General features: G+C 63.2%; 21 protein-coding genes. 15 read left to right on the forward strand and 6 right to left on the reverse strand.

Features of this window, described 5'->3' with window-relative positions:
• Window positions 1-227: 227 nt before the first annotated feature.
• The 3 genes from DWF74_RS00815 to DWF74_RS00825 all read right to left on the reverse strand — a co-directional run bounded on the left by DWF74_RS00815 (window position 228) and on the right by DWF74_RS00825 (window position 3,933).
• Window positions 228-752: an SLATT domain-containing protein gene (locus DWF74_RS00815; RefSeq protein ID WP_115580058.1), complete on the reverse strand. Its 525-nt coding sequence runs from the start codon at window positions 750-752 to the stop codon at window positions 228-230.
• A gap of 397 nt (window positions 753-1,149) precedes the next feature.
• Window positions 1,150-2,481, reverse strand: coding sequence for a DUF6687 family protein (locus DWF74_RS00820; protein WP_115580059.1), 1,332 nt, complete (start codon window positions 2,479-2,481; stop codon window positions 1,150-1,152).
• Between the two features lie 36 nt (window positions 2,482-2,517).
• Window positions 2,518-3,933 carry an MFS transporter gene (locus tag DWF74_RS00825; RefSeq protein WP_115580060.1) on the reverse strand — a complete coding sequence of 472 codons (1,416 nt, stop codon included), beginning with the start codon at window positions 3,931-3,933 and terminating at the stop codon, window positions 2,518-2,520.
• Window positions 3,934-4,147: 214 nt separating this feature from the next.
• Between DWF74_RS00825 and DWF74_RS00830 the strand changes: the two genes are divergently transcribed.
• The 5 genes from DWF74_RS00830 to DWF74_RS00850 all read left to right on the forward strand — a co-directional run bounded on the left by DWF74_RS00830 (window position 4,148) and on the right by DWF74_RS00850 (window position 7,999).
• The gene (locus DWF74_RS00830) at window positions 4,148-4,825 is read left to right on the forward strand and encodes a helix-turn-helix transcriptional regulator (RefSeq protein WP_162884049.1); all 678 of its coding nucleotides are present in this window, start codon (window positions 4,148-4,150) and stop codon (window positions 4,823-4,825) included.
• Complete coding sequence (locus DWF74_RS00835) at window positions 4,822-6,300, forward strand: alpha/beta hydrolase (protein WP_240322002.1); 1,479 nt, start codon at window positions 4,822-4,824, stop codon at window positions 6,298-6,300. The genes DWF74_RS00830 and DWF74_RS00835 overlap by 4 nt, the downstream gene beginning before the upstream one ends.
• 90 nt (window positions 6,301-6,390) lie before the next feature.
• The gene (locus DWF74_RS00840; RefSeq protein WP_102865240.1) at window positions 6,391-6,861 is read left to right on the forward strand and encodes a sn-glycerol-3-phosphate transporter; all 471 of its coding nucleotides are present in this window, start codon (window positions 6,391-6,393) and stop codon (window positions 6,859-6,861) included.
• 143 nt (window positions 6,862-7,004) lie between these two features.
• Window positions 7,005-7,685, forward strand: a complete 681-nt coding sequence (locus tag DWF74_RS00845; RefSeq protein WP_115582398.1) for an AzlC family ABC transporter permease — start codon at window positions 7,005-7,007, stop codon at window positions 7,683-7,685.
• Window positions 7,682-7,999, forward strand: coding sequence for a hypothetical protein (locus DWF74_RS00850; RefSeq protein ID WP_102864996.1), 318 nt, complete (start codon window positions 7,682-7,684; stop codon window positions 7,997-7,999). Before DWF74_RS00845 ends, DWF74_RS00850 begins: the two co-directional genes overlap by 4 nt.
• Before the next feature lie 18 nt (window positions 8,000-8,017).
• On the opposite strand, the gene DWF74_RS00855 is transcribed toward DWF74_RS00850, so the two are convergent.
• Window positions 8,018-8,488, reverse strand: a complete 471-nt coding sequence (locus tag DWF74_RS00855) for a hypothetical protein (protein ID WP_115580061.1) — start codon at window positions 8,486-8,488, stop codon at window positions 8,018-8,020.
• Window positions 8,482-8,937 (reverse strand): glucosaminidase domain-containing protein, encoded by a 456-nt coding sequence (locus tag DWF74_RS00860; RefSeq protein WP_240322003.1) that lies wholly within the window; start codon window positions 8,935-8,937, stop codon window positions 8,482-8,484. The genes DWF74_RS00855 and DWF74_RS00860 overlap by 7 nt, the downstream gene beginning before the upstream one ends.
• A 224-nt stretch (window positions 8,938-9,161) precedes the next feature.
• Here DWF74_RS00860 and DWF74_RS00865 point away from each other — a divergent pair, with 224 nt between their 5' ends.
• Window positions 9,162-9,374 (forward strand): FecR/PupR family sigma factor regulator, encoded by a 213-nt coding sequence (locus tag DWF74_RS00865; RefSeq protein WP_102864993.1) that lies wholly within the window; start codon window positions 9,162-9,164, stop codon window positions 9,372-9,374.
• A gap of 11 nt (window positions 9,375-9,385) precedes the next feature.
• Here DWF74_RS00865 and DWF74_RS00870 read toward each other — a convergent pair whose 3' ends face one another.
• Complete coding sequence (locus DWF74_RS00870; protein ID WP_102864992.1) at window positions 9,386-10,330, reverse strand: site-specific integrase; 945 nt, start codon at window positions 10,328-10,330, stop codon at window positions 9,386-9,388.
• 476 nt (window positions 10,331-10,806) lie between these two features.
• Here DWF74_RS00870 and arnB point away from each other — a divergent pair, with 476 nt between their 5' ends.
• Genes arnB through DWF74_RS00915 form a run of 9 tightly spaced genes read left to right on the forward strand, consistent with a single transcriptional unit; the run spans window position 10,807 to window position 21,242 of the window.
• Window positions 10,807-11,946, forward strand: coding sequence for a UDP-4-amino-4-deoxy-L-arabinose aminotransferase (arnB, locus tag DWF74_RS00875; RefSeq protein WP_102864991.1), 1,140 nt, complete (start codon window positions 10,807-10,809; stop codon window positions 11,944-11,946).
• Window positions 11,947-11,951: 5 nt separating this feature from the next.
• Complete coding sequence (gene arnC, locus DWF74_RS00880; RefSeq protein ID WP_115580063.1) at window positions 11,952-12,971, forward strand: undecaprenyl-phosphate 4-deoxy-4-formamido-L-arabinose transferase; 1,020 nt, start codon at window positions 11,952-11,954, stop codon at window positions 12,969-12,971.
• A complete protein-coding gene (arnA, locus tag DWF74_RS00885) occupies window positions 12,968-14,974 on the forward strand; it encodes a bifunctional UDP-4-amino-4-deoxy-L-arabinose formyltransferase/UDP-glucuronic acid oxidase ArnA (protein ID WP_115580064.1) in 2,007 nt (668 codons plus the stop codon). The genes arnC and arnA overlap by 4 nt, the downstream gene beginning before the upstream one ends.
• The gene (arnD, locus tag DWF74_RS00890; RefSeq protein WP_115580065.1) at window positions 14,974-15,858 is read left to right on the forward strand and encodes a 4-deoxy-4-formamido-L-arabinose-phosphoundecaprenol deformylase; all 885 of its coding nucleotides are present in this window, start codon (window positions 14,974-14,976) and stop codon (window positions 15,856-15,858) included. Before arnA ends, arnD begins: the two co-directional genes overlap by 1 nt.
• Window positions 15,855-17,504 carry a lipid IV(A) 4-amino-4-deoxy-L-arabinosyltransferase gene (gene arnT / locus DWF74_RS00895; protein WP_115580066.1) on the forward strand — a complete coding sequence of 550 codons (1,650 nt, stop codon included), beginning with the start codon at window positions 15,855-15,857 and terminating at the stop codon, window positions 17,502-17,504. Before arnD ends, arnT begins: the two co-directional genes overlap by 4 nt.
• The gene (gene arnE / locus DWF74_RS00900) at window positions 17,501-17,845 is read left to right on the forward strand and encodes a 4-amino-4-deoxy-L-arabinose-phosphoundecaprenol flippase subunit ArnE (RefSeq protein ID WP_115580067.1); all 345 of its coding nucleotides are present in this window, start codon (window positions 17,501-17,503) and stop codon (window positions 17,843-17,845) included. Before arnT ends, arnE begins: the two co-directional genes overlap by 4 nt.
• Window positions 17,842-18,255: a 4-amino-4-deoxy-L-arabinose-phosphoundecaprenol flippase subunit ArnF gene (gene arnF / locus DWF74_RS00905; protein WP_115580068.1), complete on the forward strand. Its 414-nt coding sequence runs from the start codon at window positions 17,842-17,844 to the stop codon at window positions 18,253-18,255. The genes arnE and arnF overlap by 4 nt, the downstream gene beginning before the upstream one ends.
• Window positions 18,252-19,616, forward strand: a complete 1,365-nt coding sequence (locus DWF74_RS00910) for a UDP-glucose dehydrogenase family protein (protein WP_115580069.1) — start codon at window positions 18,252-18,254, stop codon at window positions 19,614-19,616. The genes arnF and DWF74_RS00910 overlap by 4 nt, the downstream gene beginning before the upstream one ends.
• Window positions 19,617-21,242, forward strand: a complete 1,626-nt coding sequence (locus tag DWF74_RS00915) for an ArnT family glycosyltransferase (protein WP_115580070.1) — start codon at window positions 19,617-19,619, stop codon at window positions 21,240-21,242.
• Window positions 21,243-21,246 lie beyond the last annotated feature (4 nt).

The raw sequence follows: 21,246 nt of genomic DNA on the forward strand, positions 1-21,246 counted from the left end.
CAGAAACGAACCTGATCTTACTGCTCAGGTTATTAGTAGATCCCGTACTCAGACGTGTAACTACTTCTAAGTAGCCGCAGTGCGATCATGCCACTGTCATATCAAGATTCTATCGAGCGGAGCCCAAGCAAGTGCTTAACAACTACGGGCTGCCGAGTGCAGCAATACCCGTTCCAATCTTCAATCATTCCCGCAACAAAGGTTTTAGGTACTTTGCAGGCTTGAACTTATTCTTGCAATTGTCGCTTCATCGATTCAGAACAACAGTCTTTGAGCTCTAAATGCCCACAATGCTTTTTTTGGATCCACATCGGAATAAGTGGAGCACCAATGGTGTAGCGAATCCACTTGGATTTTAACCATTCAATTTTTTTGTGCCTGCTGTCTGCGTCCAGATTTTTGGCGTCCAGGCTAGCCAGTAGTGACTCTGTCTCCATTTCGAGTCTGGCAAAATTTGCACCTGCGGCGCGATGACGCTCCGCTCTCTCGGCAAAACGGAAGTAAGCCTGCAGCCCGGCAACAATGGTGGTCAGCATACCCACTACCGGCAAAATGGCGTCATACCAGCCCACTTTAAACAACTCGAATTTCAACAGTGAATACGCAACTGCTGTAGCCAATGCCGAAAGAAAAATCAGCGCCCCTCCAGCGAAGCTATTCCATAAGGCAAAATAATTGGCGCAGTGAAAATGCGCTTTCCTCAAGCAGCAAATTCCAATCCGCCACTTTTTAACCAGCTCATCTTCGGTCATATGTCATCCTTGAAGAGGGATATCCACCCTCAACTAGATAGAACGTCGATATGAGCTTAGGCGAGACGTTGACGCTGGTTTAATTTTTTCAAACTTACAAGATATATTTTTATCGAAAATAGCTATTGGTCTCGGAGGTTCAAGAAACCACACATTTATTAACATTAAGGCTGTCATGGCATTCCTTATATGAATCCGGTCATCAGGAAGAAGGAGTCCTGTTGCAAGTGCGGGTCGGTCAGGCGTGACAGAACGCCGCCAAGCGTTCCTCGGCACCTGGTAACCCCATCCGCAGTCGGCCTGCGCAGGAACAGGCTTGTCAGCGAAGCCCCCGCAAGAGCAATGCGAGACTCAAGGACCGCTTCGTCGGCAAGCCGGCTGCTACGGATGCGCGGACCTATCCGTTGGCATCCCAGGCCACCGGGGCCTGGCCGAGGAACTGACGCAGTTCGGCCAGCAGCTTGTCGCTGGAGTGGCTGCTGGGCCGGTCGGCGACAAACCTCAGGCCCGGCATGATTGCCTGCACCCCGTCGTAGTGCCACTGCCCAGGAGTGCGCTCCGTTTCCTGCAAGGCCCGGGCGAAGATCGCCAGGTCCCGACGGGCCCGGGGAATGCCGCTGCTGCGCTCGACCCAGCTTTCATAACGCTGGCGGATTTCGATACGCCCCTGATTGACGATGGCCAGCACCGCACAGCGGGTGCGATTGTGCAACGCCACCGGCGACAGGCCGAAGTACTCGCCCTCGCCCTGCCATGCGCCGTCAGGCAGGCGAAAGATCGCCAGATCGATGTCCGGGTACTCTTCGATCCGTGTGGCGGCATGCTCCACCAGCGCCGTGCTGCGCTGCAGCTCCTGCATGGCCGGGTCGTACAGTTCGGCGTAACGCCGGGTGTTATCCAGCACATCGGCCAGTTGCGGCAGCAGTGCGACGAAGCGCGCCATGAGTTGCCGGTCGTTGCCACCCTGGCTGTCGCTGCGCACCCGGGCGGCCAGGGCATGCAGGGTAAAGGCGCAGTGCAGGGCCTGGGGCGAAGTGCCCCGGGTGAAGTCGCCGAGTCGTGCGATATCGATCAGCAATTGGCGGTGCCGCAGGGCCTGCTCGGGGGCCAGGTAGGCGTAGACCGAGGCCAGCCCGTCAAGATCGAAATGATCGCTGGTGATCACCTGCGCCTGTTCCACCCTCAGCCCTTGTTGGAGAAAGATCAGGGCGCTGGTGGTGGACAGGTTGGCCTTGTAGGCGCTGGGGGTCTTGTTGGCCGGCCAATGGGACAGGGTCAGCACGGTGGCCGGATTGTCGATGGAATCCAGGGAGATATTGGACCGTCTGTGGGTCTGGCCCAGGGGCAGGAATCCATAGGGGCTGTGGGGCCCCAGGCGCCAGGGTTGCAAGCCAAGCTCCAGCGGCGCAACACCTGCGCCGGGCGCCAGTCGCTGATGCAACTGCCGGGGCAGTTCCCGCAGTGCCGGCGTTGCGCTGCTGAGTTCGCCCGAACCGTCCAGGCGATAACTGAACTGGCGCAGGTTCTCCCGGCGCAGGTCCCGGGGGTTGCCATTGCACACCCCGCAGCCGGGGCCGCCGAGGACGCTGAGCAGATCGGTGAACTGATTGTCGGCAATGCCGATGGCGCGTCCCCCCAGCAGGCGAAGGTCCAGGTGCGCGAACAATGGGGCGACTCCCGGATCGAAAAGGAAGCCCTGTTCCTGGCAAGCGGTATTGAGGCTGTTCATCTGTATGTCCTTGAAGTGTGATGAGTCAGGCAGGCCTCAGGCCTCGGCCAGCGCCCGGGTATGGTGGCGCCGGACCTGACGCATGCTGATAAACAACAGGGCCGATACCCCGGCGTAGAGACCGAACAGCCAGGCCGCGGCCTGGGCTGCACCGGCAACACCGGCGCTGGAGCTGAGTCCGGCCAGGTTGACAATCATCCCCGCCAGCGCCGCGCCCAGGGCCGTGGCCACCAGTTGCACCGTGGTGATCGAAGCGCCCGCCAGCTCCTTCTGGTCATCGGCCGCGTTTTCCAGGACTCGGGACAACAGATGGGGCCACGCCAGGCCGATCCCTGTGCCCACCAGCAACATGGCCAGGCACACCGCGCCCAGGCTCAGGAACGGCGTGGCTGTGGCAGGCATGAACAGGCAGGCCAGGAGCAGGCCGGCCACCACCAGAAACGGCCCGCTGGCAATGGCCCGGGCCGCGCCCTGGGGGCTCAGGCCAGAGCTGAAGATCGCCCCCAGGGTCCAGCCGGCCGCCATCAGCGCGGCGATGTAACCCGCCAGCAAGGGCGTCTGCTGATGCAGCTCTTGCAGGAACAGCGGCACAAAGACCTCGCTGGTCATGCCCACCACCAGCAGCGCCATGGAGATGTACAGCGCCAGCAAGGGGCTGCCGGACTTCAGGCTGTCGCGGGGCAAGAGACGTTTGCCGGAACGGTTCTCCAGCACCACCACCAGCAGCAACAGGCCCAGACCGACGCCCAGCCCCAGGACGTTGTACCCGGGCGAAGGTGTGATGCTGCCGATGGAAATCGCCAGCACCACCGCGGTCAGCAACACCAGTTGCAGCCCGGGAATAGGACTGCGCGGCGCCGTTTCGCGGCTTTTGCCCGGTAACAGGGCGATCGCCAGCAGCATGAACAGCAAGGTGCAGGGCACAAGCACCCAGAACGCCGCACGCCAGGCTCCGTGTTCGGCGAAGACCCCGCCCACGGCAGGGCCGATCAGGGTGGCCGCGCCCCACATGGCGGAAATCAGCGCCATCGCCCGGGGCCACAGCGGCTCGTCGAACACCAGGCGGATCATCGCGTAGGGCAAGGCGAACAGCAGCCCTCCGCCCAGGCCCTGAACACTGCGCCCGATGATCAGCCAGCCCATGTCCGGGGCCAGGGCACACAGGCCGCAACCGAGCATGAACACCAGGCCGGCCAGGGCATAGGCGAGCTTCGGCCCCAGTATCCCCAGGGCCCGGGTGGACAGCACCGAACCTATGATCGAGGCCACCACGAACAAGGTGGTATTCCAGGCGTAGTAGTCCAGGCCGCCGATATCCTTGACCACCGAAGGCAACAGCGTGGTGACCAGGTACACATTGATTGCATGCAGCGCCACGCCACCGGCCAGGGCTGCCGAGCGCAGTCCGTTCTTGCCCAGTAACAGTGCTGACCATCCGCTTGTCGAAGCCATGCCTTGCTCCCTTAGGGTGTTCGATAAAGCTGCACTGTATTACACAAGCAAACACTTTGATAATTAATTTTTCATTGTCTCGCTCTCTTGCCCAATCCGCCGTTCAAAGCGCGACAATCGCCGGGCCACTTGGCCGGAGCCTGTTATGCTTGCGCAGTAAGCCGCGTCCTGCACGCTCTCGATACCCCACTTGCGCATTGGTTAATGGCCCAGCATGTCCTCGATATCCTCCCCTGCCGAGAAGAAGAACCCCGGCGCCACCGCCGAGCGAATTCTGTTTCTGCTGAAAACCCGCGGCCCCTTGAAAACCGCCGACCTGGCCCCGCTGCTCAAGGTGTCCCTGGAAGCCACCCGCCAGCAGCTACAGAAACTGCTGGACGCTGAACTGATCGCCGGGCAGATGATGCCGGCCCAGGGCGCTGGGCGGCCGTCGCAGAAATGGGTGTTGACCGAGCAGGCCCAGGCCCGTTTTCCCGACACCCATGCCCACCTGACCCTGCAACTGATCGATTCGATTCGCGCGGTCTATGGGGCCGACGGCGTGGAACGCATCGTCACTGACATGGAGCGGGTCAACACCGCGCAGTACCTCGACGTCTGCGCGCCGCTACCGACCCTGGAAGAACGGGTCCGGGCCCTGGCGCAGATCCGTGAAGTCGCCGGCTACATGGCCAGTGTCGAGGCCGACGGCGAGGGCTGGCTGTTGATCGAGAGCCACTGTCCGATCTGTGTCGCGGCCCAGCAGTGCCAGGGCTTCTGCCGCTCCGAACTGCAAGTGTTCCAGGCCGCCATTGGCGACCTTGGGCAGGTGCAGCGCGTGGAGCACCTGATCACTGGCGGTCGACGCTGCGTTTATCGCATCAGCGCCCTCCAACCGAGTCCCTGCCCGTGATTGCCCAGCCCCTGTCGCGCCTGCTCAAGGGTGGCGCGCTGATCCTCGGCGTTGCCGCACTCACCCTGCTGGCCTGGCGTGCCTACGACAGCGAGCGGGGTCCGGCGCTGCAACCCTGGCACCTGCGGGTGCCCCATGAACTGAGCATCGAACAGATCGATAGCGCCGATTGGGCGGCCTGGATGCAGGCCGAGGAGCGTTTGTTTGCCGAAGTCCGGCGTGAAGTCAGCGACCGCCTGGACCCGACCCAGGTCCCGCCCTTCAACCGTTATCGTGTGGACAGCCGGGTCTACCCGCCCCGCTTTGCCACTGACTGGAACCGCTCCTACCTGCTGCGGCCCTCAGGCACACCGCGGGGCGTGGTGGTGCTGCTGCATGGTTTGACCGACTCGCCCTACAGCTTGCGCCACGTTGCCCGGCGCTACGTCGAGCACGGTTACCTGGCCATCGGCCTGCGCCTGCCCGGCCACGGCACCGTGCCGGCCGGCCTGACCGACGCCCACTGGCAGGACTGGCTGGCCGCCACCCGCCTGGCCCTGCGTGCCGCTCGAGCCGAAGTCCCGGCGCCGGCACCCTTGCATGTGGTCGGTTACTCCAACGGTGGTGCCCTGGCGGTCAAGTACGCCCTGGACGCCCTGGACAATCCGCAGTTGCCCCAGGCCCAGCGCCTGGTGCTGATTTCGCCGATGATCGGCGTGGCCCCGTCGGCGCGCTTTGCCGGTGTGGCCGGCTGGCCGGCGGTGTTTCCGGCCTTCAGCAAGGCGGCCTGGCTGAACCTGCGCCCTGAGTACAACCCGTTCAAGTACAACTCGTTTCCGGTCAATGCCGCGCGCCAGTCGTGGCTGCTGACCGATGCCCTGCAAAGCCAGTTGCTGGCCCTGGTGGGCGACCCGCGCCTGAACCGGTTGCCGCCGATCCTCAGCTTCCAGTCGTTGACCGATGCCACGGTCAGTACCCCTGCCCTGGTCACCGGCCTGTACCGGCAACTGCCGGCCAACGGCAGTGAACTGGTGATTTTCGACCTCAACCGGGACCGGGACTTCGAAGGCCTGCTGGACCCCGCCAGCCTCACCTCCCTGGCCAGCCTGCTGCCGGCACCGCCGCGCAACTACAGCACCCGGGTGCTGACCAATGAAGGCAGCGGCGGCGCGACCCTGGCCGAAGTCAGCACCCCCGCCCTGAGCCTGGACAGCCAGCGACGGCCCCTGGACCTGGCCTATCCGACGGGGGTGTTTTCCTTGTCCCACGTGGCCTTGCCGTTCCCTGTGGACGACGGTTTGTACGGGACCCAGCCCGCTCCCGGAGAAGACTTCGGCGTGCACCTGGGCACCATCGCCGCCCGCGGTGAACGCGGCGTGCTGGTGGTGCCCATGGAGGAGCTGATGCGCCTGACCGCCAACCCGTTCTTCCCCTACCTGATCCAGCGCATCGAAGCCGATATAGATCAAGCAACAGTTCAATCATTGATTCGCTGAATAGCCGGATGTTAGCGTCTGCCCCCTTTTCCCCCCTTGATTTCCGAGGGGGCACGACTGCCGCGATGGCAGGGAACCCTGATGAAAGCAATGCTTCGAACCCAAGCCGCAGGCCTGGCCCTGCTGCTGGCCGCCGCCAGCCAGACGCTGCAAGCCGCCGCGCAACAGGACTACTGGTACGTGCAGAGCAGCGTCTATACCAACCACTGGAGCAACGATCCCGACCACAACAACCACCAGGATCTGATCGGCCTGGAGCGCAACTACGCCGACGGTCAATTGTGGGGCGTGAGCACCTTTCGCAACTCCTTCTCCCAGCGCTCCTACTACGCCTACGTGGGCAAGGCCTGGGAACACGCCGACTGGCCGGTCTACGCCAAGCTCAGCGGCGGGCTGATCCAGGGTTACAAGGGCGACTACAAGGACAAGATCCCGTTGAACCACTTTGGCGTGGCACCGGTGCTGATTCCGGCGGTGGGCGTGCACTACGGGCCGGTGGGCACCGAGCTGGTGGTGCTGGGCGCTGCCGCAGTGATGGTCAACGTCGGCTACCGCTTCTGAGCCCCGGCAAACTCGCACAATCGTACAAGACGCTGTCCCGCTGCCTTTCCTAGACTCCATCGACCAATGACTGGGGCGCCGCTCCGGGTCTTTGCCTCGGTAATGAGCAAAAGGCGAGCAAACCTATGCAGGTCGAGCAACAGATGCCGTTCACACAAAGCACGTCAGGTGCTCTGCGCAGGGTGGCCCCGGCCGCGTTGGCCATTGTCCCGGTGAGCATGCTGTTCGGCCTGCTGGCAGGTCGCGCCGACTGGTCACTGCTGGAGGTGGCACTGGTGGGGCTGCTGGGATTCACCGGCAGCGGTCAGTTCGCCGCCCTGCCCCTGGCCCAGTCGGGAGCCGGGTTCTTCACCCTGCTGCTGGTCTCGGCTTCGATCAACAGCCGTTACCTGCCCATTGCCTTCACCTCCAGCCCACGGTTGCCCCGGGGGTTCCTGCAAAAGGCCGGGGCGGCCCATATGCTGGGGGACGAGGCCTACGCCACCGAGCACGAACGGGACAATCCGGTCACGGTGCTGGTGATACGCGCAACGATCTTCCTGACCTGGGCACTGGCCGGGGTGCTGGGGGCATGGCTGCCGCTGCAGTGGATCGGCACCGAGGTCAACCTGGGTTACCCGGCCAGCGTGGTGCTGATGTACCTGTCGCTGGCGCAGTTGCGCAGCCGCTTGAGCCTTGCGCACGAACGTCGTCTGGCCGTCTTGTCGATGGTGGCGCTCTGTGTCGCGGTGACCCTGGTATTGATCATGCTCCTGGGCACCCTGTACTTCTGGATTCCCAGTGTGCTGATCAGCACTGTCCTGCTTTCCAGGGCCAAGCTATGAGCGATTCGGCCTGGGTCACCATCGCTGCGCTACTGGCCACCAGTTGCCTGGTACGGATCATTCCGGCGTTCGTCAGCATCCGCCTGCAACCCGGCCTGCAGCGTTGCCTGGAACGGGTGCTGCCGGTGGCGGTGTTCATCAACTTTGCGGTGTACATCGCCTTCAGCGAGATGAGCCGCGAGCCCCTGGCAGCCTCGGTGTCCCTGTTGCTGGTGGGGCTCATTGCCCTGAGCAACAGCCTGGGCCTGATCAGCACCGCGGCGATTGGCACGGCGGCCTATTTTACGGTCCTGCACCTGAGCGCTGCGGCCTGATGCAGACCGGTTTCGGGACTATGGTTGATCCTCGCAACCCAGTCCCTGGCGCTGGGGTTCTTCGTCCGCCAGGGTCTTGCCGGTACGGGCCATGATCTGCCCCTGCAAGGCCCGCAACTCACTGCCGTCCAGACGCTTGCAGCTGTTGATTTCCCAGACATCGCCGGTGGCGGTGCTCACCGAGAACAGCCCCCAGTACTCAGTGGCGCCGGCCTTGGGATCGTTGTAGCCGAGGCTGAAGTCGAAGTAGCCCGGATGCGGCGGCTGGCCGCTGTCGTCCTGCAGGTCACCATCGACAAAGACCCCGGGTTTGCTCAGTTGATAGTCCTGATGCTTCAAGGCTACCAGCAGCATTTCCTGGGCCTGCTCGCGGGTCAGGCCCGTGGCCTTGACCTCATCCGGCTGCAGCACGGTACCGGCACAGGCGACGAGTGCCGCGCAGGCCAGGGGCAGGCCCAGCAGCCATGCGTGGGGATTTTTTCTCAGCACGCCATGCGCCCTCTGACCGCGACAATGATCTTCGCCAGGTACTCGGCAAATCCGTTGCGACCACCGGAGGCCGCGTCGCCACTGTTGTAGCCGCTGCGCACCAGGGCCTGGGCGAACTCCATGGGGTCGCGCTTGCTGCGCACCGACGAGCCATAGCGCAAGGCGAAGGACTGGGCACACTTCTGGAACGAGTCGAACTTCGCCACCTTGATGCTGGCGTTGCCCTGGGGCGCCTCGGCCCCGCTCTGCAGGGGCGCTGGGGCATGCAAGGAGAAATAGTTGTTGAGCTCGCGGGCAATGCGTCCGGCGCCGTACTGGCTCTCCTGGGCCGCCAGGCCAAGGATGTTTTCCACCGGCAGGTCCAGTTGATCGGCGATCGGCTGGCAGGCTGCCTTGTATTTGCTGACAAAGGTCACGGCATTGGTGTTGTTGCACAGTTTGGCGCTCAAGATTGCTCCCTCATTTGACTGGTCGATTCCATTTGCCACAGGTGAAACATGCCGATTATAGAGCAGCATCCAGGCCTTGCCTCAGGCCTACTCATCGATACCAATGACTGATTTCAGGCAAAAAATTGACGCTTTTTTCTCGTTATACACTCTAGATTGCAAGTGATTTCTACGTGCCGCGCCTCTTCCTCATGAGCGGCGCCACTTTGAACAAGGACCGCACGATGAACAGTCCTGCCAGTGAAGCAGATGAATACTTGATGATGCAGGCCGCCCACTGGTGCATCCGCCTGCGTGAGGCCGATTGCAGCCTGGATGAACGCCAGGCGTTCGAAGACTGGCTGCAGAGTGACCCAAGCCATGCCTTTGAGTACGCCAAAATGCTCGAGGCCTGGGACCTGACCGGGCATCTGTCCCCTTCCCGGCCGACCTGTTGAACGGCTGACACTCACAGGTCGAAGCGGTCGATGGCCCGACGTCGTTCATTGTCATCACGCATGTCGTAGCTGGCGGTGGTCTGGATATTGGTGTGGTGCGCCAGCTTCTGGGCGATCGACAGGTCATGTTCCTCGATCACCCGGGTAATGAACGAACGGCGAAAGTCGTGGGGCATGATGCGCACGCCAACCTGGGCGCCCCGCTGGCGGGCGATGTAGTAGATGGCGTGCTTGCTGATGCGTTCACGGGTGATATGACCACCGCGACGAATCCGGTTGAACAGGAAAGCGTCGTCCTCAAGGCCCGCCGGCAAGTCTGCGCGACGCAGGTCCAGCCAGGCCTGGAGCTTGTCGAAGGCCCAGGCCGGGGCGTACTTGATCAGCTGTTTGTTGCCCTTGGCCAGCACCTGCAGGCTGCGCTGGACGAAGTCCACCTGGGCCAGGTCCAGGTTCACCGATTCGGACTTGCGCATGCCCGAGCCATAGAGCACCGCGATGATGGCCGCGTCGCGCACACCCTGGGGCCGCGGGTCGGCGGCACACACCGCCATCAGGTCCTGGATCAGCCCACGCTTGAGATTGCGCCCCCGGGACAGGCGTGTACCGCCCATGGCCTTGACCGAGCGCATTTTCAGCAGATGGTCCTGGCTGATCAGACTGCTGCGCCAGGCCTCGTTCATCACCCCGCGCAGGGCATTGACGTACAGCGACGAGGTATTCGGGGCATAGCCGTCACGGCGCAATGTGGCCACCAGGGCCGTGACCTGTTCGGGTTGCAGGTGGTGCCAGGGGATGTCCTCAAGGTTGAGTTCGTCATACCCCAGGCGATCGGCGGCGTCCTGCAGCACGTAACGCAGGGTCGACTGGCTGGACGGCGCCAGACGGGCCAGGTACAGGCGCAACGGGTTGGCCTTGTGCGCGTTGTCGGCAACGGCCGGTTGTTCCTGCGAAGTCATGCTCCCCCCGAAGGCAAAGACGATGCCGGAGCGCAGTTCCCTGCGCCGTTCATGGCCAAGTTCAAGACACCGTTCAAAGCCTCCTGCAAGCGCGCTTTAAAGTGCTTCTTCAAGCCCTTGAAATGGCTGCCGGCACCCCGTCGCGCTACAACCTTGACAACAAACTGAACACTAGCTGTCTGGCCCGCGGAAAAACGGACTTTTGCCCTATTTTTCATATTCGTTTCACATTTTTCCGCTTAATCTCAGCCACCAACAAGCCTCCTGCCGAACGCAGTGCTTTATCAGGTTGTCAAGATAACACCTTGATCTGCATTTACTTTTAACAAATACCTTTTTTACTCAAACGCTGCATGGATCGCCACCCCGGCCCAATAACTGGATGAGCCTTGATGACTGCATGACCTCCCCGCGCTCCATCAATCGTTCGTTCGCATCACCCCGTATTTCCGGCATCAGCTAAACCCGAGGTAACCATGAACCAGGCTTTCCTTCCTTTCTCGCGCCCGAGTATCGGCGACGAAGAGATAGCTGCAGTGGAGCAGGTTCTGCGCTCCGGCTGGATCACCACCGGCCCGAAAAACCAGGAACTTGAACAGCAATTCGCCGACCGTGTTGGCGCCCGCCACGCCGTGGCCCTGTCGTCGGCCACCGGCGCCATGCACATCACCCTGCTGGCCCTGGGCATCGGTCCGGGGGATGAAGTCATCACTCCGTCGCAGACCTGGGTCTCCACCGCCAACATGATCTGCCTGCTGGGGGCGACCCCGGTATTCGTCGATGTCGATCCCGACACCCTGATGAGCGACGCCGCCACCATCGAGGCGGCCATTACGCCACGGACCAAGGCCATCATCCCGGTGCACTACGCCGGCGCCGCCTTCGACCTGGACCCGCTGTACGCCCTGGCGGACAAGCACGGCATCCCGGTGATCGAAGACGCCGCCCACGCCGCCGGCACCACCTATCGCGGCCGCGCCATCGGCGCGCGGGGCACGGCGATCTTTTCCTTCCATGCCATCAAGAACATGACCTGCGCCGAAGGTGCGATGTTCGTCAGCGACGACCAAGCCCTGGCCGACCGGGTGCGCATGCTCAAGTTCCACGGTCTGGGGGTGGACGCCTACGATCGCCTGACCCACGGTCGCAAGCCCCAGGCCCAAGTGATCGAGCCCGGATTCAAGTACAACCTGGCGGACATCAACGCCGCCATCGCCCTGGTACAGCTGCAGCGCCTGGACGACATCAACGCCAAGCGCGAAGTGCTGGCCAAGGCTTACCTGGAGCGCCTCGAAGGCCTGCCGGTGCAACCCCTGCACCTGCCCCAGTACCCGCAGCAGCACGCCTGGCACCTGTTCATCCTGCGCATCGACGCCGAACGCTGCGGCCTGGACCGTGAAGCCTTCATGAAGGGCCTGCAGGAGCAGAACATCGGCACCGGCATCCACTTCATCGCCACTCACCTGCATACCTATTATCGACAGCGCTTCGCCGATGTGCGGCTGCCACACACCGAATGGAACTCGGCGCGTCTATGCTCGATCCCACTGTTCCCGGACATGACCCTCGACGATGTCGAACGGGTCTCCGATGCCATTGCCAACCTCCTGGACTGAAGCCTTTGAAACCTTACCCAATCCAGTTCGTGTCGATCGTGATTCCGGTCTACAACGAAGAACAGAGCCTGCCGGAGCTGCTGCGCCGCACCGAAGCGGCCTGCCGCCAGCTCAAGCACGACTTTGAAATCGTCCTGGTGGACGACGGCAGCCGCGACCAGTCGGCGACCCTCCTGCAACAAGCCGCCGAGCGCGAAGGCAGCCCCGTAGTGGCGGTGATCCTCAACCGCAACTACGGTCAGCACGCGGCGATCATGGCCGGCTTCGCGCAGTGCCGCGGTGACGTGGTCATCACCCTCGACGCCGACCTGCAGAACCCGCCGGAAGAAATCCCGCGCCTGGTGGCCCAGGCCGAGCTCGGCTACGACGTGGTCGGCACTGTGCGCAACAACCGCCAGGACTCGGCCTTCCGTCGCTGGCCGTCGAAGCTGATCAACCTCGCGGTGCAGCGCTCCACCGGTGTGGCCATGAGCGACTACGGCTGCATGCTGCGGGCCTACCGCCGCACCATCATCGACGCGATGCTGGCCTGCACCGAACGCAGCACCTTTATCCCGATCCTGGCCAACAGCTTCGCCCGGCACACCACCGAGGTGCTGGTAGAGCACGCCGAGCGCGAGCACGGCGACTCCAAGTACAGCCCGATGCGCCTGATCAATCTGATGTTCGATCTGATCACCTGCATGACCACCACCCCCCTGCGGCTGCTGAGCATCATCGGTTTCGGCATGGCCGGCGTCGGCGCGCTGTTTGCCCTGATGCTGATCATCCTGCGGCTGATCTTCGGTGCCACCTGGGCCGGCGACGGCACCTTCGTGCTGTTTGCGGTGCTGTTCGTGTTCACCGGTGGCCAGTTCATCGGCATGGGTCTTTTGGGTGAATACCTGGGACGCATGTACAGCGACGTGCGGGCCCGCCCGCGCTTCTTCATCGAAAAAGTCTTGCGCAGCCAGCCGGCGGTCCCCGCCCCGGCTGTCACTGTCGACGGTTTAACTTCCACTCATACTGATCAGGTTTCGCCATGAGCAATAAAGCTGTTGTCTTCGCCTACCACGATATTGGCTGTGCGGGCATCGAAGCCCTGCTCAATGCAGGCTACGAGATCGCTGCCGTGTTCACCCACGCCGACGATCCCAAGGAGAACACCTTCTACGGCTCCGTCGCCCAGCTGTGCGCCCGCAAAGGCATTGCCGTGCATGCCCCGGAAGATGCCAACCACCCGCTGTGGATCGAGCGCATCAGCAAACTCGACCCGGACTACCTGTTCTCCTTCTACTACCGCAATCTGCTGAGCGAACCCCTGCTGGCCACTGCCCGCAAAGGTGCGTTCAACCTGCACGGCTCGCTGCTGCCGAGCTACCGCGGCCGCGCACCGGCCAACTGGGTGCTGGTCAAGGGCGAAACCGAGACCGGCGTGACCCTGCACCGCATGGTCAAGCGTGCCGACGCCGGGGCCATCATCGCCCAGCAGCGCGTGGCCATCGAACGCAGCGACACCGCCCTGAGCCTGCACCACAAACTGCGTGACGCCGCTGCCAGCCTGCTAGGCGACACCCTGCCGGCGCTGGCCCAGGGCAAGATCACCGAGACCGCCCAGGACGAATCCAAGGCCAGCTACTACGGTCGCCGTACCGCAGCCGATGGCAAGATCGAGTGGAAGCGCCCCGCCGAAGAGCTGTTCAACCTGGTACGCGCAGTGACCCAGCCTTACCCGGGCGCCTTCTGCGCCGTCGGCGAGCACAAGCTGATCGTCTGGAGCGCCGAAGTTGCCAAGGGCAACGAAGGCCAGGCCCCGGGGCGGGTCATCAGCGTCGACCCGCTGCGCATCGCCTGTGGCGAAGACTCCCTGGTGATCACCTCCGGCCAGCGCAACGCCAACGGCCTGTACCTGGGTGGCCCGCAACTGGCCAATGAGCTGGGTCTGGTGGACGGCTCCCTGCTGCGCGGTGCCGAGTCCGGCCGCAAGCCACGCCGCACCCGTGTGCTGATCCTTGGTGTCAACGGCTTTATCGGTAACCACCTGTCCGAGCGCCTGCTGCGTGACGACAAGTACGACGTCTACGGCCTGGACATCGGCTCGGACGCCATCGAGCGCCTGCGCAGCCATCCGAACTTCCACTTCGTCGAAGGCGATATCAGCATCCACTCCGAGTGGATCGAATATCACATCAAGAAGTGCGACGTGGTCCTGCCGCTGGTGGCCATCGCCACCCCGATCGAATACACCCGCAACCCACTGCGCGTGTTCGAGCTGGACTTCGAAGAGAACCTCAAGCTGGTTCGCTACTGCGTCAAGTACAACAAGCGGGTGATCTTCCCATCGACCTCGGAAGTCTATGGCATGTGCCAGGACAACAACTTCGACGAAGACAGCTCCAACCTGATCGTGGGTCCGATCAACAAGCAGCGCTGGATCTACTCGGTGTCCAAGCAGTTGCTGGACCGGGTGATCTGGGCCTACGGCGCCAAGGGCCTGAACTTCACCCTGTTCCGTCCGTTCAACTGGATGGGCCCGCGCCTGGACCGCCTGGACTCGGCCCGTATCGGCAGCTCCCGCGCCATCACCCAGCTGATCCTCAACCTGGTGGAAGGCACCCCGATCCGTCTGTTCGACGGTGGCGAGCAGAAGCGCTGCTTCACTGACATCGCCGACGGCATCGAGGCCCTGGCGCGCATCGTCGACAACGACAACGACTGCTGCAACGGCCAGATCATCAACATCGGCAACCCGGACAACGAAGCCAGCATCCGCCAGTTGGGCGAAGAACTGCTGCGTCAGTTCGAAGCTCACCCGCTGCGCAGCAACTTCCCGCCGTTCGCCGGTTTCCGCGACGTCGAGAGCAAGGCGTTCTACGGTGCCGGCTACCAGGACGTGGAACACCGCAAGCCCAGCATCGCCAACGCCAAGCGCCTGCTGAACTGGGAGCCGACCGTGGAGATGAGCCAAACCATCGGCAACACCCTGGACTTCTTCCTGCGCGAAGCCATGCTGGAAATCGCCGATCGTTCCAAAGAAGAAGCTCGCTGATGCAAGCAGGTCTGCGCATTGATGTCGATACCTACCGCGGCACCCGGGAGGGGGTGCCACGGCTGCTCGAATCGCTGGAGGAAGCCGGGGTCAAGGCCACGTTCTTCTTCAGCGTCGGGCCGGACAACATGGGGCGCCACCTGTGGCGCCTGATCCGTCCGCAGTTCCTCTGGAAAATGCTGCGCTCCAATGCCGCGGGCCTGTACGGCTGGGACATTCTCCTGGCCGGCACGGCCTGGCCGGGCAAACCCATCGGCCGCGACCTGGGGCACTTGATGCGCCAGACCCTGGCCGCCGGTCATGAAGTCGGCCTGCACGCCTGGGATCATCACGGCTGGCAGGCCAACACCGGGCGCTGGAGTCAGGCACAGCTGATCGAACAGATCCGCCGTGGCGTCGACAGCCTCAACGATATTCTCGGGCAAGCGGTGAGCTGCTCGGCGTCTGCCGGTTGGCGCGCCGATGAACGCGTCATCGAAGCCAAGCAACAGTTCGGCTTTCGCTACAACAGCGACTGCCGTGGCCAGAGCCTGTTCCGGCCAAGACTGGCGGACGGCAGCCTGGGCGCCCCACAGATTCCGGTGGACCTGCCGACCTTCGACGAAGTGGTCGGGCCGGTGGTGGCCGCCAAGGATTTCAACCGCTACATCCTCGACCGGTTCAGTCCGGACAAACTCAATGTCTACACCGTGCATGCAGAAGTAGAAGGGATTCTCATGGCCAATGATTTCCGCCAGTTGCTGGCCAGTGCCAAGCAACGCGACATCCACTTTCAACCCCTGGGGCAGATGCTCCCGGCGGATCTGGCCAGCCTGCCGGCAGGCAAGGTCGTGCGTGGCACGCTGCAAGGCCGGGAAGGCTGGCTGGGAGTGCAAGGCGCATGACCAGACGTTGGGCCCTGCCGCTGCTGCTGATCGCTTTCGGTCTGTTCTACCTGTTGCCCATGGCCACCCACGGCCTGTGGATTCCCGATGAAACCCGCTACGCACAGATCAGCCAGGAAATGCTCCTGACCGGCAAATGGGCGTCGCCGCACTTCATGGGCATCCGCTATTTCGAAAAACCCGTGGCCGGCTACTGGATGATCGCCATCGGCCAGGCGCTGTTTGGCGACAACCTGTTTGGCGTGCGCGTGGCGTCGGCCCTGAGCACCGGCTTGAGCGTGGTCCTGGCCTACCTGTTGGCCCGGCGCCTGTGGAACGACCCGCGCAAGAGCCTGGCCAGCGCCCTGCTCTACATGAGTTTTAGCGTGGTGGCGCTGCAGGCCGGCTACGCCAACCTCGATCCGCAGTTCACCTTCTGGGTCAACCTGAGCCTGGTGGCACTGTGGTTCACCTTCGACTGCCAGAGCCGACGCGGACAGATCGGCGCCTGGGTGCTGCTGGGCCTGGCCTGCGGCATGGGCTTCATGACCAAGGGCTTTCTGGCCTGGCTGCTGCCGGTGCTGGTGGCCCTGCCCTATGCCATCTGGCAGAAGCGCCTGCGCTCGCTGCTGACCTATGGCGGCATCGGCGTGCTGGTGGCGATTCTGGTCAGCCTGCCCTGGGCCCTGGCGGTGCATGCCCAGGAGCCGGACTACTGGCGGTTCTTCTTCTGGCATGAGCACATCCGCCGCTTTGCCGGTGAAGACGCGCAGCACGCCTCGCCCTGGTGGTATTACCTGCCGTTGCTGGTGGGCTTCTGCGTGCCTTGGGTGCTGCTGTTGCCGGCCAGCCTGAAGCAGGCCTGGGAACAACGGCGGCTGAACAGCAGCGGCTTCCTGCTGCTGTGGCTGGTGCTGCCCCTGGCCTTCTTCAGCCTGAGCAAAGGCAAGCTGCCGGCCTACATTCTGCCCTGCCTGCTGCCTGTGGCCCTGCTGATGGGGCACACCCTGACGGACCGTCTGGCCACCGGCACGACCCGGATCCTCAGCCTCAATGGTGTGCTCAACCTGCTGGCCGGCCTGATGGCCCTGCTGGCCCTGGTGTACTTCCAGCTGAAGAAGCCGGTGTATGTGGACGAACCCCAGCACCTGGTCCTGGTGTACATCCTGTTGCTGGGCTGGATCATCAGCAACCTGCTGCAGGCCATGCGCCCCTTGAGCCTGTGGGCCGCCCCGGCCCTGGGCAGCTTCCTGCTGGTGGCCCTGGCCCCGGCGGCGCTGCCGAACAAGGTGGTCTACAACAAGATTCCCGACCAGTTCATCATCGATCACGTGGCCGAACTGGGCCAGGCCAAGGCCCTGCTGAGCAACGACCTGGGCGCTGCCGCTGCGCTGGCCTGGCGCCTGCGTCGCCCCGACGTGACCCTTTACAACACCCAGGGCGAAGTGAAGTACGGCCTGGGCTACGAGGACACTGCGGCGCGCAAGGTCGACCTGAACCAAGTCCAGCCGTGGATCGAGCAAGCCCGTAAGCAAGGCTCGATCGGCGTGGTGATGCGGGTCAAGAGCAGCGACGAGGAACATGAAGTCGAGCTGCTGCCCAAGGATGCCAAGCGCTACGAGCAAGGCAATATCGTGATCTTCATCATTCCCCAGAGTCAGCCATGAGCCTGTTGTTGCTGTTGCTCGCCTGCGCTCTGACCTGCCTGGGCCAGGTGGCGCAGAAGTTCGCCGTGGAAAGCTGGCGTGACCAGCCCTCCGGCATCCTGCAAAAACTGCGTTCGGGCTGGCTGTGGCTGGCCCTGTTCAGCCTCGGCCTGGGCCTGCTGGTGTGGCTTTTGGTGCTGCAGCGCATGGAGGTGGGCGTGGCCTACCCGATGCTCAGCCTGAATTTCGTGTTTATCACCCTGATCGCCCGCTTCGTCTTCCATGAGTCCATCGACCGCCGCCATTGGCTCGGCGTGGCCCTGGTCATCGGTGGCGTGCTGCTGTTGAGTCGCCACGCATGAGCCGGGTCAAGGGTTTTGCCTTCGCCCTGGGCAGTGTGGCGCTGGTCAGCGGCGCCCAGTTGGGCATGCGCTGGAGCATGACCCGCCTGCCCGCCCCGGATCAGTGGCTGTCGGCGCTGAGTGCTGGCAACGTCGATCTCGCCGCCCTGGCGGTGGTGATCACGGCCATCGGTGCCTACGCCCTGTCGATGCTCTGCTGGCTCCTGGCCCTGCGCGACCTGCCGCTGGGCCGGGCCTATTCGCTGCTCAGCATCAGCTACGCCCTGGTCTACCTGCTGGCCGCCAGCCTGCCGCTGTTCAACGAACCCTTCACGCTTGGCAAAAGCCTCGGGGTGGCTCTGGTCATCCTTGGGGTCATCACCATCAACTCTCGATCTGCACCCGCGACAAGTCCCAGGAATACCCCATGAAAATCAGTGTATTTGGAAGTGGTTACGTCGGCCTCGTACAAGCCGCCGTATTGGCTGAAGTCGGCCACGATGTCATCTGCATGGACATCGACGAGCAAAAGGTCAAACAGCTGCAACAAGGCTACGTGAGCATCTTCGAGCCGGGGCTGGCCAGCCTGGTCAAGGAAAACCTCGAAGCCAAGCGCCTGCACTTCACCACCGATGAAAAGCTCGCGGTGCAACACGGCCAGGTGCTGTTCATTGCCGTGGGCACGCCGTCCAGCGAAGACGGCTCGGCGGACCTGCGCTATGTGCTGTCGGTAGGCGACGCAGTGGCCCGCCACCGTGAGAAGCCGGTGATCCTGGTGGAAAAATCCACGGTGCCGGTGGGCACCGGCGACACCTTGAAGGCGCACATAGAGAAGGTCCTGGACGGCCGCCAGCTGCAGTTCGATATCGTTTCCAACCCGGAATTTCTCAAGGAAGGCTCGGCCGTCACCGACTGCCGCCGTCCGGACCGGATCATCATCGGCTGTGAACGCGAGGAAGTGCGCGACGTGATGCGCAACCTTTACGCGCCGTTCAACCGCAACCACGACCGCATCATGTTCATGGACCTGCGCAGCGCCGAGCTGACCAAGTACGCGGCCAACTGCATGCTGGCCACCAAGATCAGCTTCATCAACCAGATCGCCGAGCTGGCCGAGCACCTGGGGGCGGACATCGAATCGGTGCGCTTGGGCATCGGCGCCGACTCGCGGATCGGCTATCACTTCATCTACCCCGGTTGCGGCTACGGCGGCTCCTGCTTCCCCAAGGACATGCGCGCCCTGATCCACAGCGCCGAGCAAGCCCATTGCTCCAGTGACCTGTTGCAAGCGGTGGAAGCCATCAACGAGCGGCAGAAACACAAGCTGTTCGAACGCATCAAGGCGTTCTACAAAGGCGACCTTGAAGGCAAGACCTTTGCCCTCTGGGGCCTGGCGTTCAAGCCCAACACCGACGACATGCGCGACGCACCGAGCCGGGTGCTGCTGGACGCGCTGTTCGCGGCCGGTGCTGAAGTCCGGGCCTTCGACCCGGAAGCCATGCAGGAAACCCAGCGTCTGTACCCGGACGAATCGCGCCTGATGCTCATGGGCACTCCGGAATCGGTGCTCCATGGCGCCGACGCGCTGATCATCTGCACCGAATGGCAGCAGTTCAAGGCGCCGGATTTCGACCTGATCCAGCAGCGTCTCAAGGCCCCGGTGATCTTCGATGGACGCAACCTGTACGACGCCGAGCGCCTGGCGCGCAACGGTTTCACCTACTTCCCGATCGGTCGCGGTGAATCGCGCAACCTGCCGATTCCACACCAGCAGTGGTCCACCGAGGCCTGAATGAACCCGCACTCCAGTTCCCCTGCGAACACATTACTTTGGCAATCGTTGGGGCTGGGGCTGCTGGCCTTGCTGCTGTTCTGCGCCGGCGCCGGCCACGATTCGGTCATCGGCTTCGACTCGCGCTTTGTGCTCTTCGCCAAGGAGATGCTGCGCCATGGGCCGGGGTTCTTCCCTACCACCTATGGCCAGCCCTACGCTGACTATTCCAGCGCCTCGACCCTGCTGGTGTGGCTGTTTTCCCTGCCCACCGGGCAGGTCACCAGCTTTACCGCCTGGCTGCCGACGGCCATTGCTTCGGCGCTGATCGTCAGTCTGATCTATCGCCTGCTGGCACCCTACTCCCGCACCTGGGCCCTGCTCAGCGTGGCTTTGCTGCTGCTGAGCAATACCTTTATCAGCGAAACCCGTGCCGTCTCCCTGGACCAGATGCTCGCCGCGGTATCCCTGGCGGTGTTCTACCTCGGCTATGCCCACGACCATTTCGGTGCCCGTCGGCACCTGGGCTGGATCTTCCTCTTGCTGGTGCTGGGCTTTGCCATTCGCGGCCCCATCGGCCTGGTGATTCCCACCGGCATGCTGTGCAGCTACTACCTGCTGGGCGGTCAATGGCGCCGTTTGTTCGGCGTCGGTTTCAGCGCGCTGTTGCTGCTGGTGGCCTGCGTCGGCCTGCTGCTGTGGCTGGCCAAGCTCAGCGGTGGCCAGGCCTTTGTCGACGAGGTGATCCGCATGCAGTTCATGGGACGCATGGACGGCAGCGAAGGCTCCAGCAACGTCTTCTACTACTTCACCAGTTCCCTGGGCAACTACGCCCTGGCCTATCCCCTGGCGATCCTGGTTTGGGTTGCGGTGCTGCTCAATCGCCCTGCAGAACAGGGCCCGGCCCTGAAACTGTTGCGTCTGTGCACTGCTGCCGGGCTGATCGTGATGATCGGCCTGTCGATTCCCCAAGCGAAAAAGGCCCGCTACCTGCTGCCGATGCTGCCCATGGCGGCGATCGTTGCGGCTTATCCGTTCCAGGCCGGACGCGGGCGGGTCATGGGCTGGCTGCGGGTGCTGATCCAGGGCCTGTGGGTGCTGCTGCCCGGGTTGCTGATGGTGGGACTGCTGGTACTGCGGCGCAAATTCCCTGAACAGCTCACCCACCTCTTGCCCATGCTGCTGATCCTCGGGCTGTTGCAAGCGCTGTCACTGGGATTGCTGTTCAAGCGCCAGTGGCGCGCCGTGGGCCTGGCCTACAGCGCGGTGCTGGCGGTCTGGGCCTGTTACATCGGGGTCTTCGAACCGGTGGAGCACCGTCTCTATGACACTCGCGCCTTCAGCCTCGGCGCCATGCAACTGATCGAGGCCGACCCGGCACCGCTAGTCCTGCACCGCATGGGCAAGGACGCCAAGGCGATCAAGTTCATGGTCAACCTGGATCGAGACCTGCAGCCACAGTTCACCGATCAGGCTGCCGCCCTGGCCCAAGTGCCGGCCCCGGCCTGGGTGATTCTTGATCAGAGCGACCTGCCCAGCCTGCAAGGCACGCCCCTGGCCGGGCTGACTCCGGTGCTAAGCGGGCGTTTCGACAAGAACGACTTCGTCTTGCTGCACCTGCCCAAGAGCGCTGCCACGCCACCCTGAAAGC

The sequence above is a fragment of the Pseudomonas protegens genome, assembly GCF_003363755.1.
In the GTDB taxonomy this organism is placed as follows: Bacteria; Pseudomonadota; Gammaproteobacteria; order Pseudomonadales; family Pseudomonadaceae; genus Aquipseudomonas; species Aquipseudomonas danubii.

Excerpts from the sequence above, each read along its gene's own strand:
- DWF74_RS00815 (WP_115580058.1), bottom strand. The coding sequence starts at position 752 with ATGACCGAAGATGAGCTGGTTAAAAAGTGGCGGATTGGAATTTGCTGC.
- DWF74_RS00820 (WP_115580059.1), bottom strand. The coding sequence starts at position 2,481 with ATGAACAGCCTCAATACCGCTTGCCAGGAACAGGGCTTCCTTTTCGAT.
- DWF74_RS00825 (WP_115580060.1), bottom strand. The coding sequence starts at position 3,933 with ATGGCTTCGACAAGCGGATGGTCAGCACTGTTACTGGGCAAGAACGGA.
- DWF74_RS00830 (WP_162884049.1), top strand. The coding sequence starts at position 4,148 with ATGTCCTCGATATCCTCCCCTGCCGAGAAGAAGAACCCCGGCGCCACC.
- DWF74_RS00840 (WP_102865240.1), top strand. The coding sequence starts at position 6,391 with ATGCTTCGAACCCAAGCCGCAGGCCTGGCCCTGCTGCTGGCCGCCGCC.
- DWF74_RS00845 (WP_115582398.1), top strand. The coding sequence starts at position 7,005 with ATGCCGTTCACACAAAGCACGTCAGGTGCTCTGCGCAGGGTGGCCCCG.
- DWF74_RS00850 (WP_102864996.1), top strand. The coding sequence starts at position 7,682 with ATGAGCGATTCGGCCTGGGTCACCATCGCTGCGCTACTGGCCACCAGT.
- DWF74_RS00865 (WP_102864993.1), top strand. The coding sequence starts at position 9,162 with ATGAACAGTCCTGCCAGTGAAGCAGATGAATACTTGATGATGCAGGCC.
- DWF74_RS00870 (WP_102864992.1), bottom strand. The coding sequence starts at position 10,330 with ATGACTTCGCAGGAACAACCGGCCGTTGCCGACAACGCGCACAAGGCC.
- arnB (WP_102864991.1), top strand. The coding sequence starts at position 10,807 with ATGAACCAGGCTTTCCTTCCTTTCTCGCGCCCGAGTATCGGCGACGAA.
- arnA (WP_115580064.1), top strand. The coding sequence starts at position 12,968 with ATGAGCAATAAAGCTGTTGTCTTCGCCTACCACGATATTGGCTGTGCG.
- arnD (WP_115580065.1), top strand. The coding sequence starts at position 14,974 with ATGCAAGCAGGTCTGCGCATTGATGTCGATACCTACCGCGGCACCCGG.
- arnT (WP_115580066.1), top strand. The coding sequence starts at position 15,855 with ATGACCAGACGTTGGGCCCTGCCGCTGCTGCTGATCGCTTTCGGTCTG.
- arnE (WP_115580067.1), top strand. The coding sequence starts at position 17,501 with ATGAGCCTGTTGTTGCTGTTGCTCGCCTGCGCTCTGACCTGCCTGGGC.
- arnF (WP_115580068.1), top strand. The coding sequence starts at position 17,842 with ATGAGCCGGGTCAAGGGTTTTGCCTTCGCCCTGGGCAGTGTGGCGCTG.
- DWF74_RS00910 (WP_115580069.1), top strand. The coding sequence starts at position 18,252 with ATGAAAATCAGTGTATTTGGAAGTGGTTACGTCGGCCTCGTACAAGCC.
- DWF74_RS00915 (WP_115580070.1), top strand. The coding sequence starts at position 19,617 with ATGAACCCGCACTCCAGTTCCCCTGCGAACACATTACTTTGGCAATCG.